Source organism: Haloferax marisrubri (genome assembly GCF_001469875.2).
GTDB classification, from domain to species: domain Archaea; phylum Halobacteriota; class Halobacteria; order Halobacteriales; family Haloferacaceae; genus Haloferax; species Haloferax marisrubri.
The window spans coordinates 11829-26073 of sequence record NZ_LOPW02000022.1; the positions used below are offsets into that span (position 1 = coordinate 11829).

Below are 14245 nucleotides of genomic sequence, written 5' to 3' on the forward strand. Positions count from 1 at the left end.
AGCGACCGCGACCGCAAGGACCGGTCCGCGGCGGACGCCGAACCGTCTCCATCGCTCGGTCTCGCCCGCGGTACCGTCGAACTCATCGCGCACGACCCGCGCTGGCGCGAGGCGTACGAGCGCGAGGTCGAGCGCCTGCGACTGCGACTCGACAGCGACGACGCCGGCAGTAGTGGTGGCAACGCCGGTAGTGGTGGTGGCGACGCCGGCAGTAGTGGTGGCGACGCCGACGGTGTCCGGTTCGAACACGTCGGGAGCACCGCGGTTCCGGGACTGGCCACGAAACCAATCATCGACCTACTCGTCCTCGTCTCCGACCGCGACGACGCCGGCGGCGTCGCGCGGGCGCTCGGAGCCGCGGGCTACGAGGAACGACCCGACGACGACGTTCCCGACCGCCGGTTTTTCGTCCGCGGCCCGCCCGAACGCCGGACCCACTACCTCTCTCTGACCGAACTCGGAAGCGACTGCCACCGCGAGCAGGTCGCCTTCCGCGACGCGCTCCGCGCGGACGACGACCTCGCGGCCGAGTACGAGCGACGCAAGCGCAGACTCGCCGCGGCGCATCCGGACGAACGAAGTCGATACACGGCCGCGAAATCATCGTTCGTCGAATCGGTGCTCGACGACTCGCTCGTGTGAAGTCGGCACACTACCATACCTTTTCCCCGCCGGAGCGTCAACGGTGGGTCATGGCACTCCCAATCGACCCCAGCGCCATCAAACCGGAAGACATCGGCGAGGAACGCGTCGTCCTCGAGATGGAACACGAGGCGGCAATCGAGCGCGTCCGCGAGGCGTTCACCGACGCCGGGTTCGGTGTCGCCACCGAATTTTCGCCCTCCGAGATGCTCAACGAGAAGGTCGACGCCGGCCGCGACCCCTACTACGTCCTCGGCGCGTGTAACCCGAACATGGCGGACCGCGCGCTCGACGCCACCGACAAGAAGATGGGCGGACTCTTCCCGTGCAACGTGGTCATCTGGGAGGAAGAACCGGGCAAGCAAGTCGTCTACCACCTGAGCATCATGCGCGTCGCCCGACTCATCGGCATCGCGCCCGACAACGACGAGATGGCCGACATCATCGCCGACACGGGCGAACTCGTCGAACAGGCGCTCGCCAACCTCGACGCGGCCGAGGCATAGAGGGTATCGAGCGGACGCAGCCGTCTCGACTTACAATCCGTCTCGCGCGTCGAGCGCGTCCGCGATGCGCTTCACGTCGCCGCGAATCTTGTACAGCAGGTAGAGCGCGACGAGCGCCGCGACCACGGGGAGGAGCGCGAAGATGCCGTAGATGAGAATGATGATGAGCAGTTCGGGACCGCCGGGGACCTGTAACGGGACCATGCGGGAACGTATTATCCGACTGTCAAAATAGTTGCTCAGGCGAAGTCGAAGATATCGGTCTGGAGGCCCGCGGCCATCGTGGACTTCCGGCGGAGGTCCCCGAGCGAGATGGGGAGGTACTCCGTCACGTCGCGGACGGCGTCGCCGAACGTCTCGGCGTCGGCCATCTCGCCTTCGAAGGCGTGGCGGATGGACTCGCGTATCTGCCAGACGCCGACGGGTCCCCAGTAGTCGTCGGAGACGTGTCTGATGACGAGCGCCTTCGCCTGTCGGCCGCGCTCCTGGAGGTGTTCGAGGACGCCGAGTCGGGAGGCGTGGTACGCGCCGGCCGTCTCGTTCACGTAGCCGGTCCGGCCCTCGTAGCCCTCGCGGTCGGCCGCGAGGTACATCCCCGCCTCGGGGTCGGGGTTCCAGACGCTCCCCGGCGCTTTCAGCTCTATCAGTTCGAACTCCCACCGCCCCGGCGCGAGGATGACCCAGAAGGCGTTGCCGATGAACTCGTTGCGGTAGATTTCGACGCCGTCGATGCTGTCGGCGTGTTTGACCTGTCCGCGGAGGTACTGTCCGAGCGTGTCGTCGACGGCGGTGATGGACCATCGCGTCGGGACGAGTCGGCGCTGTTCGGTCTGGCCGAGCGCGCCCGCAGAGAGGATGGTGTTGATGTCGTACACGTCGAAGCCGCGGCGGTAGAGGTACGTCATCGCGCCCTCGGCGTTCCAGTCGTCGTCTTCGAGCGTCTTTTTCACCAGTTTGGGGACGTGCGGGTTCTCCGCGAGGTCGGCCGAGCGGGCGCGGGCCCGCGGGCCGACCGGCGTCGCCACGTCGTCGGCGCTGGCGTCGAGGTCGAGCGACGGCTTCCCGTCGAGGCCGATTTCGACCGTCACGGGGCGGTCGGCGATGGCGACCTCGCGTTGCGTCCCGAGGAAGCCGTCCCACGAGTCGGCGACGTTCGTCACCTTCGTCCCGCGATTTGAGTTCAGAAGCGAGGTGCGCCGCTGGAACACGTCGTCGATGCTCACGCCCTCGTCGTACCACGCGGCGCTCGTCTCGAACGAGGCGGCGTCCTCGTCGTGACCGACCGGCGAGAGGATGCCCGTCGAGACGTTCGGGTAGTTCGACCGGCCGACGAAGATAGACGGGGAGACGCCGCCGTACAGCGAGTCTCCCTGCACCGTCTCCTCGAACCGGTCTTGGAACGTTTCGAGGTGGTCGAGGATGCCGTAGGACTTCTCCTCGGCGAGTCGCCGCCGCTCGGCGCGCTCGTCCCGCTCGATGTCCATGTACTCGTCGAGCCGCATTCACCGGATGTGGGTCGCCCGCGGGTATGAACCTTCGGCGACGCGTCCGGGGTCAAAACGGGGTACGACTCGCGCGGACGGAGTTCAGGTGTGGATGCCCATCGCTTCGATCTGTTCTTGGTAGCGGTTCCGGATGGTGACTTCCGTCACCTGCGCGACCTCTGCGACCTCGCGTTGGGTCTTCTTCTCGTTGCAGAGAAGCGACGCGGCGTAGATTGCGGCGGCGGCGAAGCCGGTCGGCGACTTCCCGGAGAGAAGCCCCTGTTCCGCGGTCGTCTCGATAATCTCGTTCGCCTTCGACTGGACCTCCTTCGAGAGGTCGAGTTCGGACGAAAAGCGCGGGACGTACTTCTTGGGGTCCACCGGCCGCATCTCCAGGCCGAGTTCCTGCGAAATGTAGCGGTACGTGCGCCCGATTTCCTTGCGCTCGACGCGCGACACCTCGGAAATCTCTTCGAGGGAACGGGGGATGCCCTCCTTCCGACAGGCGGCGTACAGCGCCGAGGTGGCGACGCCCTCGATGGAGCGCCCGCGAATCAGGTCCTCGCTGAGCGCCCGGCGGTAGATGACCGAGGCGACCTCCCGGACCGACCGCGGGACGCCGAGCGCCGACGCCATGCGGTCGATTTCGCTGAGCGCGAACTGCAGGTTGCGCTCGCCGGCGTCCTTCGTCCGAATGCGCTCTTGCCACTTGCGCAGGCGGTGCATCTGCGACCGCTTCTTGGAGGAGATAGAGCGGCCGTAGGCGTCTTTGTCCTTCCAGTCGATGGTCGTCGTCAGCCCCTTGTCGTGCATCGTCTGCGTGGTCGGCGCGCCCACGCGAGACTTCGACTGCCGCTCGGAGTGGTTGAACGCCCGCCACTCCGGGCCGGGGTCGATGCGCTCTTCTTCGATGATGATGCCGGTCTCCTCGTGAATCAACTCGCCGTCGCCGGTCCGAACGACTTCCTCGGGGTCGAGGTTGTCGAGGTCCAACTCCTCTTCGGATGTCTCGTCGTCCTGTGACTCGTCTCCCCATCGAGTCCGGTCGTGCTCACGCTCCCGCTGGCGGGTAGGCCGTTTCATCGCATTTATATATTGTCTATTTCCTTGCACTTCAACCTTTGGCGGGGTTCGTCGGAGTGTTATCGCGCCCGCAACGACGAACGGAGCGCCTTTACCGAGTCCCCGGTGAGGTGACGGTATGCCGACCGTCGAGTGCGACCCCGACGAAGCCCGACGACGACTCGAAGCCGCGGGCGTGTCCGTCTCGCCCGGAAACACCGACCACGAACGCTGGCGCGCCGAACGCGGCGACGCCAGCGCGGTCGCCTACGACGGGAAAGTCGTCGTACAGGGGTCGAGACCGACGGACCTGCTCGCGCTCATCCGGCCGAAAGGCGGCCGCGCGCACGTCTACTTCGACGGCGCGAGCCGGGGGAATCCCGGTCCCGCCGCCATCGGGTGGGCCATCGTGACGAGCGACGGTATCGTCGCCGAGGGCTCGAAGCGAATCGGCGAGACGACCAACAACCGCGCGGAGTACGAGGCGCTCGTGGAGGCGCTGTCGGTCGCCGAGGAGTACGGCTACGACGAGGTGGACGTGCGCGGGGACTCGCAGTTAATCGTCAAGCAGGTCCGCGGCGAGTGGAACACCAACGACCCCGGTCTCAAGGAGCGCCGCGTGAAGGCCCGAGAACTCCTGTCGGCGTTCGACCGCTGGTCGCTGGAGCACGTACCGCGAGAGATAAACGACCGCGCCGACTCCCTAGCCAACGAGGCCCTCGACGATGCCTGAGTCAGAACTCCCCGAAGACGTGCTCGCCGAAGCCGAGCGGCTGACGCGGCTGGCCCGCGACGCCGTGGACCCCGACGAGGCCGCGACGTACCGGTCCGTCCGCGACGACCTCGTCGGCGAGTACGAGTTCCGCGCGCGACACCGCGAGGAAGACGACGTGTTAGTGCTCCACCCCGACGAGTGGGTCGACGACGACGGAATCGTCGACCCGACGGAGATAGAGGACGTGGACCGCGGAATCGAGCGGCCGCTGTCGGGGACCGGCGAGGACCACGAGTGGAGCGCGGTCGAAGAACACAACGCGGCGTGCGTCGCGGCCGTCGCCGAGGAACACGGCGCGGACCACGCGGCGAACGCGCGGGCGTTCGCGGACTTCCTCGGTAACCACTACGTCCGGCGAATCGAGACGGCCGGCGCTCCCGAAGTGCGCGAGTTCGTCGAAGAATATTATCCACGCAACGCGTGGCCGACCGCTGAACAGCGGTCGTTGTTACCGGAGTCGCTCGAGTTGCTCTTCGACGCCGCAGACGCCGAAGTGCCCGAATACAACTGAGCGAACCCCGCGGTTCGTGCGGTGTGTGTCGCCGATTACAGCTTGCCTTCGACGAGCTCCGAGACCATCTCGGCGCGCTCGTCGTCGGTGACGAACTTCGAGAGCATCCAGTCGAAGCGGTCGAGGACCGCCTGGAGGCCGTCGTCGGTCAGTTCGTACTGGTTCGTCCGCTTGTCGAGTTCGCTCTTTTCCACCAGACCCATCTCGACGAGGTCGTCGAGGTTGGGGTACAGACGCCCGTGGTTGACCTCGGTATCGTAGTACGATTCGAGGTGACGCTTGATAGCCAGGCCGTACATCGGTTCCTCGGCGAGAATGACGAGGATGTTCTGTTGGAACGCGGTGAGGTCCCGAGCCGCACCGGATTTGTTGCCAATTGTTTGTGCCTCTGACATGCATATGGAAATGTCACCTTCCTATTTAAACTTTGTCAACGAGCAGTCTGTTTCACCGTCGTATGCGGGGCCACTATACAAAGAAACTGGGGCGGAGCGGACATGAGTGCCGAGTATTGCACAGAATCGAGTCACGGAGTCAGCGGAGCGCCGACACGAAGTAGCAACTCGGGCATACCTGAGGAATATCTCACACGCATAGCGGTAACGTCGAGGGATTCTATGAAGAATACCTCTACATATAGAGGGGTTCGAAGCGGCCGACGGGGCCCGGGTGACAGCGGTACGAGAGCAATCCCGAAAGGACTTTTGCCCGCATCGAGGATGGGTTCGGTATGGTGAACCTCTGGGAAGACATGGAGACCGGCCCCGACGCGCCGGACGAAATCTACGCAGTTGTCGAGTGTCTCAAAGGCGAGCGCAACAAGTACGAGTACGACAAGGACATCCCCGGCGTCGTCCTCGACCGCGTGCTCCACTCCAACGTCCACTACCCGTCGGACTACGGTTTCATCCCGCAGACGTACTACGACGACGAGGACCCCTTCGACGTGCTCGTTCTCGTCGAGGACCAGACGTTCCCCGGCTGTGTCATCGAGGCACGCCCGGTCGCGCTCATGAAGATGGACGACGACGGCGAGCAGGACGACAAGGTCATCGCCGTCCCCATCGAGGACCCCCGCTACGACCACATCGAGGACCTCGAAGACATCCCGCAGCAGACGCTCGACGAGATTGACGAGTTCTTCGCGACCTACAAGAACCTCGAGGCCGGCAAGGAAGTCGAGACGCTGGGCTGGGAGGACAAGCAGGCCGCCAAGGACGCCATCGAACACGCGATGGACCTCTACGAAGAGAACTTCGCGTAAGCGACTCCACCGCGCGTTTTTTCGACGCCACCCGCCGAGCGAGAGCGCCGCCGCGGTCGGCGACGACTTCCAGGAACCGTCCGAACCGGAAACCGACCGGCTTCGGCGACCCGGATACCCGACAGTTATCGCCGGCGCATCGACCGATGAATTATGCGCATGGGTAATCTTTAGTCCCTGTGTCGGGTACGTCGAGACGAGTATGGCAGCCAAGCAACCCCGTCTCGGGCTCCAGCACCCGACCGTCGTCCCCACGAACTTCACGCCCGCCGACGAGGCGGACGAAGACGCCGAGGAAGCGTCCTCGGAAGACGCGTAATCCCGAATTTCTCGCGCGACGACCGCCGAGAGCGACAGCGCCGTCGAACCGACGACAGCCCCGTGCCGACCTCCGGGCGGACAGGACCCGACCGAATGAATCGCGAGATACCGCCCCGTCGTCTTCGCGTTTGCGCCCCGTGTTCACACACCACATCCATGAGGGAACCCCTTTTTATCTCGCCGCTGTAAGGCGTTGGTAATGCCTATCTGCGACGTGTGCGGCAAAGACGAGAGTCTGCCGTACCGCTGTTCACGGTGTGGCGGGACGTTCTGTTCCGAACACCGCCTCCCCGAGAACCACGACTGCGCGGGGCTCTCCGACTGGGACGACCCCGCTGGCGTCTTCGACAGCTCCTTCGACGACTCGGTGAACAACCAGGGCGGCCGCGGCGGCGGACTGCTGAGTTCGCTCACGGGCGCCGGCGGCGTGCTCGGCTACTTCCGCGGGAACGTCACCTACCTGTTCCTCGCGCTGATGTGGCTCACGTTCTTCGCCCAACTCGTCTTGGAGCAGTTCCTCGGACTGCCCAACCTCTCGATTAGCGCCTTTTACCTCACGAGCATCCACCCCGAGTACGTCTGGACGTGGGTCACCTCGGTATTCGCCCACGGCGGCTTCTACCACATCGTCGGCAACTCCATCGTGCTGTTCTTCTTCGGCCCGCTGGTGGAGCGCTACGTCGGCTCGCGGAAGTTCGCGGCGCTGTTCCTCGTCAGCGGGATGCTCGCCGGACTGGCGCAGGTCGGCTCGTCGATGGTCCTGTCGCCGGCGAGCCCGAGCGCCGTCGTCGGCGCGAGCGGGGCCATCATGGCCGTCCTCGGCGTCCTGACCGTCCTCAATCCGGGGCTCCGCATCTATCTGTACTTCATCATTCCCGTCCCGCTGTGGCTGTTCACGCTCGGGTTCGCCGGCATCTCGGTGTTCTTCTTCGTCAGTCAGAGCGCCGACGGCATCGCCCACTTCGCGCACCTCATCGGCCTCGTCATCGGCCTCGTCTACGGCGAGCGGGTGAAGGGTCGCCGGAGCGTCCCCTCGCAGATGTCGCTCGGCGGTCGCGGCCCCGGTGGTCCCGGCCGCGGCCGGTTCTGAGATGCGACCGGTCCGTTCCGACCTCGCTCCGCGCCCCGGACTCTCGCGCGACGAGATGGAGTCGCTCCAGCGCCGGGTCGCCGAGGCCGCCGTCTTCGAGGACGACCTCCCGTTCGACCCGGCACGCGTCTCGCTGGACTCGCCGGAACGAGAAAACGAGACGCTCACGGACGCGACAGCACCCGGCGGTGACGCCGACTCGCCGCCGCTCGTCGCCGGCATCGACCAGTCGTTTCTGGACGACCGCGCGCTGAGCGCCGTCGTCGTCCTCCGCGGCGGCGAGGTGGTCGAGCGCGTCCACGCCGTCTCGGACCTCGATTTGCCGTACATCCCCGGCCTGCTCTCGTTCCGCGAGGGCGGCCCCATCCTCGACGCGCTCGCCGAACTCGACTGCGACCCCGACCTGCTCGTCTTCGACGGCTCCGGCCGCATCCACTTCCGACAGGCGGGCCTCGCCACCCACCTCGGCGTCGTCTGCGACGCGCCGAGCATCGGCGTCGCCAAGTCCCTCCTCTGCGGGACGCCGGACGAGGACGTGGACGGCCGGCCGGAGGGCTGGCGAACGCCGATTCGCGCCGACGACTCGGTCGACCCCGTCGGCGGCCATCCCGCCGGCCCGGAGACGACCATCGGCTACGCTTTCCAGTCGCGGCAGTACGACTCGCGGCCCATCGTGAACCCGCTGTACGTCAGCCCCGGCCACCGCCTCTCCGCGGCGACGGCGGTCGACCTCGTCTCCCAGCTCTCGGGATCCTACAAGCTCCCCGAGCCGACCCGACTGGCCGACGCGTACGCCGACGAGGCGAAGGCCCAGTACGAAGACTGAGCGCGGGTGGGGGCGTCTCGAAACCGCGCTCGGCGCGTCGCTTGTGCTGCCGCCGTCGCGACGAGTGCGACTCAATCGTGGCGAACCGCGTACACTTAACAGCGCGCGGTTCGACCTACCGACGTGCATCAAAAGACGGTCCTCATCACCGGATGCTCCACGGGAATCGGGCGCGCGACGGCGCTCGACTTCCTCGACGAGGAGTGGGAGGTCTACGCCACCGCCCGGAACCCGGCCGACATCGAGACGCTAGGGGAACGCGGCGCGAACATCGCGACGCTCGACGTGACCGACCAGGGGGACGTCGACCGCGTGGTCGACCGCATCGCCGACGAGCAGGGCCGCATCGACTGCCTCGTCAACAACGCCGGCTACGGCCAGATGGGCCCCGTCGAGGACGTGCCGACCGAGCAGGTCCACGCCCAGTTCGACGTGAACGTCTACGGCCCGCACCGACTCATCCGCGCCGTGTTGCCCCACATGCGCTCGCAGGGCGACGGCACCATCGTCAACGTCTCCAGCGTCGTCGGCCGCGTCGCCTTCCCCGGTACGGGAATCTACGCCGGCTCGAAGTTCGCACTCGAAGCGATGACCGACGCGCTCCGCACCGAGGTCGAGGAGTACGGCATCGACGCCGTCCTCGTCGAACCCGGTCCGGTCGAGACGCAGTTTTCGAACCGCGTCGACGACGAGGTCAACGGCAACAGCGAGGACGCCGACGGCCTCGACCGCTCCGGCGCGTACGAGAAACTCTACAAACTGTTCGACGACTCGCAGGCGCTCGGCAGCAGCGGTCCCGGCGCGATTCCGCCCGAGCGGGTCGCAGAAGACATCGTCAACGCCGCGAGTTCGACCAAACCGCGGGCGCGCTACCAACCCGGAACCGTCGCCCGCGTCGGCGTCCTCGCGCGCTTCCTGCCCGACGCGTGGCGCGACGCGCTCTACGGCTTCGCCCGCAAACTTCCCTGAAGCCGACCCGTCGCGGTCGGCCTGCGCCGACGGCCCGCGCTGACGACCTGCTCGACGCCGCTCGGCGTCAGTCGAGACAGGTCGCGACGACTCGAAGGGCGTCTTCGCCCTGTACCTGTTCTGCGAGCAGCGGCACCCGCTTCACGTCGCGGCCGCGAAAGAGGTTCGTCGCCGACCGGAGCGCGTCCTGCTGGACCTGCCAGCGGCGCTGACAGAAGCCGCAGTTCTCCAGGTCCGGCGACTCTATCCACTTGAGGTCCACGTTCGCCACGTCCTCGACGGACTCCATCACGCGGTTGACGACGAGCGTCTGGACGGGGATGCCGAACTCGTCGAGCCGCGAGACGAGGCGCTTGGACTCCACGACGCTCATCTCCTCGGGAATCATGACGACGCGGAAGTCGGTCCGCGTCGGGTCCCGGAGGACCGCGCGCAGGCGCTCGATGCGCTCGCGGAGGTCGTCGAGGTCCGCCATCCCGGCCTGCGGGTCGTCGGGGCCGCCGCCGAACATCCCCTTGAGGTTGTCCATCATGCCGGAAAAGCGCTGGCGCATGCGGGCGATGCGGCCGAGCATGGAGTCCATCAGTTCGGGGAGTTCGAGCAGGCGGAGCGTGTGGCCCGTGGGGGCGGTGTCGATGACGACGCGGTCGAACCGCGGGTCGTCCATGTATTCGAGGAGCTGCTGCATCGCCGCGGCCTCGTCCGCGCCGGGCATCGGCCCACCCATCCCCATCGGCCCGTCGCCGCCGAGGAGGTCCTCGAAGCCGCCCATGCCACCGCCCATCCCGCCGAACGGGGAGTCGGCGTCGTCGCCTGCGAAGGGGTTGTCGTCGTCGTACTCGCCGCTCTCGAAGTCGGTCTCGTCGTCGTACTCCTCGCCCGCGCCGTCGCCGCCCGCGAACGGACCGTCCATGACCGCGTCGGGGTCGATTTCGGCCGCGTAGAGGGGTATCTCCTCGCGGATGCGACTCGGCTTGTCGGGGACCGGCACGCCGAGCGTGTCGGAAAGAGAGTGTGCGGGGTCCGTGGAGACGACGAGCGTCGCGGTGCCGTCGGCCGCGCTGGCGAGCGCCGTCGCCGCGGCCATCGTGGTCTTCCCGACGCCGCCCTTGCCGCCGTAGAGGACGTAATCGGGCGCGTCGATTCCCTCGGGGAGGTCCTCGGTGTCGGTCGACGTGACCTCGTCGGGGTCGGTGACTTCCACCTCGATTTCGGCCGGCCCGTCGTCGCCGGCGTCGTCGTCTTCGTCGGCGTCGGGTCGCTCCGTCGGCTCAACGTCGATGTCCATGTCGGACCCGACACCGCGGGGCTTTGTGTACTTCTCGGTCTCGGAACCGCCGGAGGACTTTTGCCCGGTCGCGCCGGGGTCCGCCCGCGTCCTCTCTGCTCGCGGTCTGTCCGCCCGCGTGTCGCCCCCAGTCCGCTTTTGTCCCGACCGCCCGTGGTCGGTCGTATGCGCGAGTTCGCATCCGACCCGCCCGAGGAGGTCCGCGTCGGCGACGCCCTCCGCGAGGCGGGCCACACCGTCGCCGTCGCGGAGTCCTGCACCGGCGGTCTCATCGGGTCGCTCCTGACCGACGTGCCCGGCTCCAGCGACTACTTCGACCGCTCGCTCGTCACCTACTCCTACGACGCCAAGCGCCACGAACTGGCGGTCTCGCGGGAGTCGCTCGACGAACACGGGGCCGTCTCCGAACCGGTCGCCCGCGAGATGGCCGCCGGCGTCCGCGACGTGGCCGACGCGACGTGGGGGCTGGCGACGACGGGCATCGCCGGGCCGGAGGGCGGCCTGCCCGGCAAGCCGGTCGGCACCGTCTTCGTCGGCGTCGCCTTCGCCGCGCCGTGGGGGTCCGGCGACTCCTACGCCCGCGTCGAGCGCTTCGGGTACGACGGGTCGCGGACGCAGGTCAAAGAACAGATTGCACGCGGGGCGCTCGCACTCCTCCGCGAGGAAATCGAGTCCGTCACGACCGACTGAGCCGGCCGCACGGCCGCCGTCGGTCGGTTCCGTGGGAAAGCTTTGTATCCCGCCAGACCAGTCTGCATCCATGAACAAGAAGGGACACGTGCTCAACGCCATCCTGTTGGCGCTCGGGCTCGGTGTCATCCTCACCGTGGACCCGCGGTCGTTCGAACCGACGATGGATTCGGCGTTCCTCCTCGCCCAGAAAATCGGCCAACTGTCGCTGCCCGTCGTCCTCGGGGCGCTGTTCCCCGACGTTGACACCGCCTTCGGCAAGCACCGCAAGACGCTCCACAACCTCCCGGTGTTGGCGATATTCCTCGCGTTCCCGCTCGTCTTCGGCAACCTCCACTTCGTCTGGATCGGCGTCGCCACCCACTACGTCCTCGACATGGTCGGCTCGAAGCGCGGCATCGCGCTGTTCTACCCGCTGTCGCCGCAGGAGTACGACCTGCCGACCGGCGTGGCGACGAGTTCGAAACACGCCGACGCGGTGACCGTCGTCGTCACGGCCGCCGAACTCGGCGTCCTCGCGGGCGTCCACTACTACCTCTTTTCGCTCGACGTGTCCCTCGCGGACGCCGCGGCGACGTTCACCGCGGTGGTCTGAGAGCGGGGCGGCCGCGACGCTGGCGCGTTCGGGCGCGCTCGGAAAGCTATTTTGCGAATCAGTAGACGCTCACGTCGTCGAACCGGCCGTCGTAGGCGATGTGGCTCGGGTGCGTCGGCTCCATCCCCGAGAGTAGGAGCCGGTCGATTTTCCCCCACGAGTTCTCGTAGCCGAGATGGGCGAACTCGACCGCGCCGCGGAACCCGTGGGAGACACCCGTTCGGCGGACGACCCGGCGTTCCGCCCCCTCGCGGAGCGCGGCGACGAGGTCGGCCTCTGAGTCGATGTCGCGGTCGAACTCGGTCCACGCCTCGCCGACGGTGCCGCGGAGGTGCGCGTAGGACGACGCGAACCCCGGAAGCCCCGTCTCGCGGGCGATGTCGCGCCCGCGGCGGTTGTCCCGCGGCAGGGCCTTCGTGTTGTACGTCTCGACGGCGTCGATGTCGTCGCGGCGGGCGGCCACGTCCTCGGCGGTGAGGCTCACCGTCAGGAACGCGGGGTGCGGGACGAGCGTCGCCGCGTCCTGCCGGTCGAACTCCGCGAAGGCCCCGTCGAGGGTGATGAAGTCGGGAACGGGATCGGAGAGACCGACCGCGAGGACGTGTTTCCGGTCGCGCCACGACCCAGTGAACACCTCGCGGGCGGGGACGACGAGCAGGTCGTCGTCGGAGAATCGCTCCGCGCGGGCGCGGATGTCGGGCAGGCGGACGAAGTGCGGCGCGTAGACGAGCACGTCGATGTCGCGGGCCTTCGCGCGCGAGACGACCCGCTCGTCGAGAATCTTCACGTGCATATCGACCCGCGTCGTCGTGGTCGCGCTCACAGGGTACGGTCGGGTCAGCCACCAGTTAGTGGTTGCTATTTGTCGAACACCGGGCGGCCGAAGAAACGGTTTTGTCGCTCACGTCCGTCGGGGAGAACATGTCCCGGTGGAAGTGCGGAATCGAAGGGTGTGACGGTCGGTTCGAAGACGTGGAGAGCGCGGTCATCCACCAGACGGTGGAACACGAGCGCCACGAGTGCAAAGTGTGCGGGACGATCGTCCCCGAGGGCTACTTCGCGATTCGGCACGCCTTCGACGAGCACACCCGCGCGGAGTTCGTCCGCGCGTACGACGCCGACTCCTCCGCGGTCCGCATCCGCGAGGACGTGAAGGACGCCGTCGAGGCCGACGCGGACCTCAACAGCGTCGTCGAGACGCTCCGCGAGCAGGGCGCGCTGTAGGACGCGCAGGGGGAGTCAGGTCGGTCGCGGTGGGACGCGACGCGGTCGCTCGGGGGCAACGGACGGCGCTCGTCGGGGACTGTCGGGGGACATGGGAGTCGCCGGGGAGACGAGAGCCGCGGGGGGACGCGCCGCTCGGCGCTCGGGCGAGTCGAAACTGAGAGAGAAGAGAGCCCTCGTCGGGGCGGACGCTTACCGCTCTTCGGAGTCGAGGACGCGAATCTGGTCGCCGCGGACGGTGACCGGAATCGGGACCGTCGCCTCGTACAGTTCGACGGTGACCTGGTCTTTCGTCTCGTCGATGCGCTGGACGCGCGCCTTCTCGCCTTTGAACGGACCGGCGATGAGTTCGACGATGTCGCCCTCCGCGATGCCCTCCACGTCCGGCGTCGGCGAGAGGAAGTGCTCGACTTCGGCCATGCTGGAGGTGCCGACCGCGCCGCCGCTCTCGACGAGGCCGCGGGCGTGCGGAATCTCTTCGAGGACGCGCGTGACGATGCCGTCGTCGTCGGCTTCGACCATCACGTAACTCGTGAGCGAGTCGGGCGCGAGGACGGCGTGAATCTCGGCGAAGTCCTTCGTCGCGATCATGTCTGCAACCGTTCGCTCCTGGCGAGCGGTGGTCTTTACGGCGAAGATGGGCATCTCAGACCCCTCCGGGGAGGAAGCTCATGACCGCGAAGATGGTAAAGCCGAGCAGTCCGACGAGGAAGATACCCGCACCGGCGATTTTGGAGATCTGGGAGAACTCCTGCCAGGACGGGGTGCTCGCGAGTTTCAACACGCGAACGTAGCTGTTCAGATCGTACTTAACGTCCATGTTGCTGGGGTCTAAGTCGTCGGGCTTTTTCTATCTATTGATGCACCGACGAGCCGAGCGCGCCGGGCAGGCGCGTGCTGCCGGGCGAGAACGACCGATTCGGGGCGGCACAGCCGCTCTGCGACGGTCGAGCGGGCGCGGACCAGAGGGGTCGGAACCGCGGGGAAGTAAACGAGTC

At 67.2% G+C, this 14245-nt stretch carries 19 protein-coding genes; 11 read left to right on the forward strand and 8 right to left on the reverse strand.

All coding sequences use genetic code 11. From position 1 onward, the window contains the following. Both AUR65_RS17595 and AUR65_RS17600 read left to right on the forward strand, forming a co-directional pair. A partial coding sequence (locus tag AUR65_RS17595) for a GrpB family protein (RefSeq protein WP_058568433.1) occupies nucleotides 1-642 on the forward strand: 642 nt, incomplete at its 5' end. Between the two features lie 50 nt (nucleotides 643-692). Next, complete coding sequence (locus tag AUR65_RS17600; protein ID WP_004972792.1) at nucleotides 693-1148, forward strand: DUF302 domain-containing protein; 456 nt, start codon at nucleotides 693-695, stop codon at nucleotides 1146-1148. 30 nt (nucleotides 1149-1178) lie between these two features. Here AUR65_RS17600 and AUR65_RS20100 read toward each other — a convergent pair whose 3' ends face one another. From AUR65_RS20100 to AUR65_RS17610, 3 genes are all read right to left on the reverse strand, one after another. Continuing rightward, complete coding sequence (locus AUR65_RS20100) at nucleotides 1179-1352, reverse strand: hypothetical protein (protein ID WP_172795784.1); 174 nt, start codon at nucleotides 1350-1352, stop codon at nucleotides 1179-1181. 35 nt (nucleotides 1353-1387) lie between these two features. Next, the gene (nreA, locus tag AUR65_RS17605) at nucleotides 1388-2650 is read right to left on the reverse strand and encodes a DNA repair protein NreA (RefSeq protein ID WP_058568434.1); all 1263 of its coding nucleotides are present in this window, start codon (nucleotides 2648-2650) and stop codon (nucleotides 1388-1390) included. Nucleotides 2651-2734: 84 nt separating this feature from the next. Then, nucleotides 2735-3715 carry a transcription initiation factor IIB gene (locus tag AUR65_RS17610; protein WP_013035638.1) on the reverse strand — a complete coding sequence of 327 codons (981 nt, stop codon included), beginning with the start codon at nucleotides 3713-3715 and terminating at the stop codon, nucleotides 2735-2737. Nucleotides 3716-3833: 118 nt separating this feature from the next. Here AUR65_RS17610 and rnhA point away from each other — a divergent pair, with 118 nt between their 5' ends. Both rnhA and AUR65_RS17620 read left to right on the forward strand, forming a co-directional pair. Further along, nucleotides 3834-4427, forward strand: coding sequence for a ribonuclease HI (gene rnhA, locus AUR65_RS17615; protein WP_004064903.1), 594 nt, complete (start codon nucleotides 3834-3836; stop codon nucleotides 4425-4427). Beyond that, a complete protein-coding gene (locus AUR65_RS17620; protein ID WP_058568435.1) occupies nucleotides 4420-4980 on the forward strand; it encodes a DUF7108 family protein in 561 nt (186 codons plus the stop codon). The genes rnhA and AUR65_RS17620 overlap by 8 nt, the downstream gene beginning before the upstream one ends. Before the next feature lie 35 nt (nucleotides 4981-5015). Here the strand turns inward: AUR65_RS17620 and AUR65_RS17625 are convergent, their stop codons facing one another. Next, complete coding sequence (locus tag AUR65_RS17625; RefSeq protein ID WP_004970086.1) at nucleotides 5016-5375, reverse strand: PadR family transcriptional regulator; 360 nt, start codon at nucleotides 5373-5375, stop codon at nucleotides 5016-5018. A 335-nt stretch (nucleotides 5376-5710) separates the two neighbouring features. Here AUR65_RS17625 and AUR65_RS17630 point away from each other — a divergent pair, with 335 nt between their 5' ends. The 4 genes from AUR65_RS17630 (at nucleotide 5711) to AUR65_RS17645 (ending at nucleotide 9450) form a co-directional block, all read left to right on the forward strand. After that, the gene (locus tag AUR65_RS17630; protein WP_004972805.1) at nucleotides 5711-6244 is read left to right on the forward strand and encodes an inorganic diphosphatase; all 534 of its coding nucleotides are present in this window, start codon (nucleotides 5711-5713) and stop codon (nucleotides 6242-6244) included. A gap of 520 nt (nucleotides 6245-6764) precedes the next feature. Further along, nucleotides 6765-7655, forward strand: a complete 891-nt coding sequence (locus AUR65_RS17635) for a rhomboid family intramembrane serine protease (protein ID WP_058568436.1) — start codon at nucleotides 6765-6767, stop codon at nucleotides 7653-7655. Nucleotide 7656: 1 nt separating this feature from the next. After that, entirely contained in the window at nucleotides 7657-8481 is an 825-nt protein-coding gene (locus tag AUR65_RS17640; RefSeq protein ID WP_058568727.1) for an endonuclease V, read from the forward strand. Between the two features lie 123 nt (nucleotides 8482-8604). Next, nucleotides 8605-9450: an SDR family oxidoreductase gene (locus AUR65_RS17645; protein WP_058568437.1), complete on the forward strand. Its 846-nt coding sequence runs from the start codon at nucleotides 8605-8607 to the stop codon at nucleotides 9448-9450. A 67-nt stretch (nucleotides 9451-9517) separates the two neighbouring features. On the opposite strand, the gene AUR65_RS17650 is transcribed toward AUR65_RS17645, so the two are convergent. Next, nucleotides 9518-10738 carry an ArsA family ATPase gene (locus AUR65_RS17650; protein ID WP_058568438.1) on the reverse strand — a complete coding sequence of 407 codons (1221 nt, stop codon included), beginning with the start codon at nucleotides 10736-10738 and terminating at the stop codon, nucleotides 9518-9520. A gap of 165 nt (nucleotides 10739-10903) precedes the next feature. On the opposite strand from AUR65_RS17650, the gene AUR65_RS17655 reads away from it, so the two are divergent. Then, nucleotides 10904-11428 carry a CinA family protein gene (locus AUR65_RS17655; RefSeq protein WP_058568439.1) on the forward strand — a complete coding sequence of 175 codons (525 nt, stop codon included), beginning with the start codon at nucleotides 10904-10906 and terminating at the stop codon, nucleotides 11426-11428. A gap of 70 nt (nucleotides 11429-11498) precedes the next feature. Continuing rightward, a complete protein-coding gene (locus tag AUR65_RS17660) occupies nucleotides 11499-12023 on the forward strand; it encodes a metal-dependent hydrolase (protein WP_058568440.1) in 525 nt (174 codons plus the stop codon). A gap of 58 nt (nucleotides 12024-12081) precedes the next feature. On the opposite strand, the gene AUR65_RS17665 is transcribed toward AUR65_RS17660, so the two are convergent. Further along, nucleotides 12082-12846, reverse strand: a complete 765-nt coding sequence (locus tag AUR65_RS17665) for a PHP-associated domain-containing protein (RefSeq protein ID WP_199180645.1) — start codon at nucleotides 12844-12846, stop codon at nucleotides 12082-12084. A gap of 98 nt (nucleotides 12847-12944) precedes the next feature. Here AUR65_RS17665 and AUR65_RS17670 point away from each other — a divergent pair, with 98 nt between their 5' ends. Next, entirely contained in the window at nucleotides 12945-13247 is a 303-nt protein-coding gene (locus tag AUR65_RS17670) for a DUF7565 family protein (protein WP_058568729.1), read from the forward strand. A 192-nt stretch (nucleotides 13248-13439) separates the two neighbouring features. Here the strand turns inward: AUR65_RS17670 and AUR65_RS17675 are convergent, their stop codons facing one another. Further along, a complete protein-coding gene (locus tag AUR65_RS17675) occupies nucleotides 13440-13892 on the reverse strand; it encodes a transcription elongation factor Spt5 (protein ID WP_004972823.1) in 453 nt (150 codons plus the stop codon). Between the two features lies 1 nt (nucleotide 13893). Further along, on the reverse strand, nucleotides 13894-14067 hold the full coding sequence (locus AUR65_RS17680; RefSeq protein ID WP_008321678.1) for a protein translocase SEC61 complex subunit gamma: 174 nt from the start codon (nucleotides 14065-14067) through the stop codon (nucleotides 13894-13896). Between the last annotated feature and the right edge of the window lie 178 nt (nucleotides 14068-14245).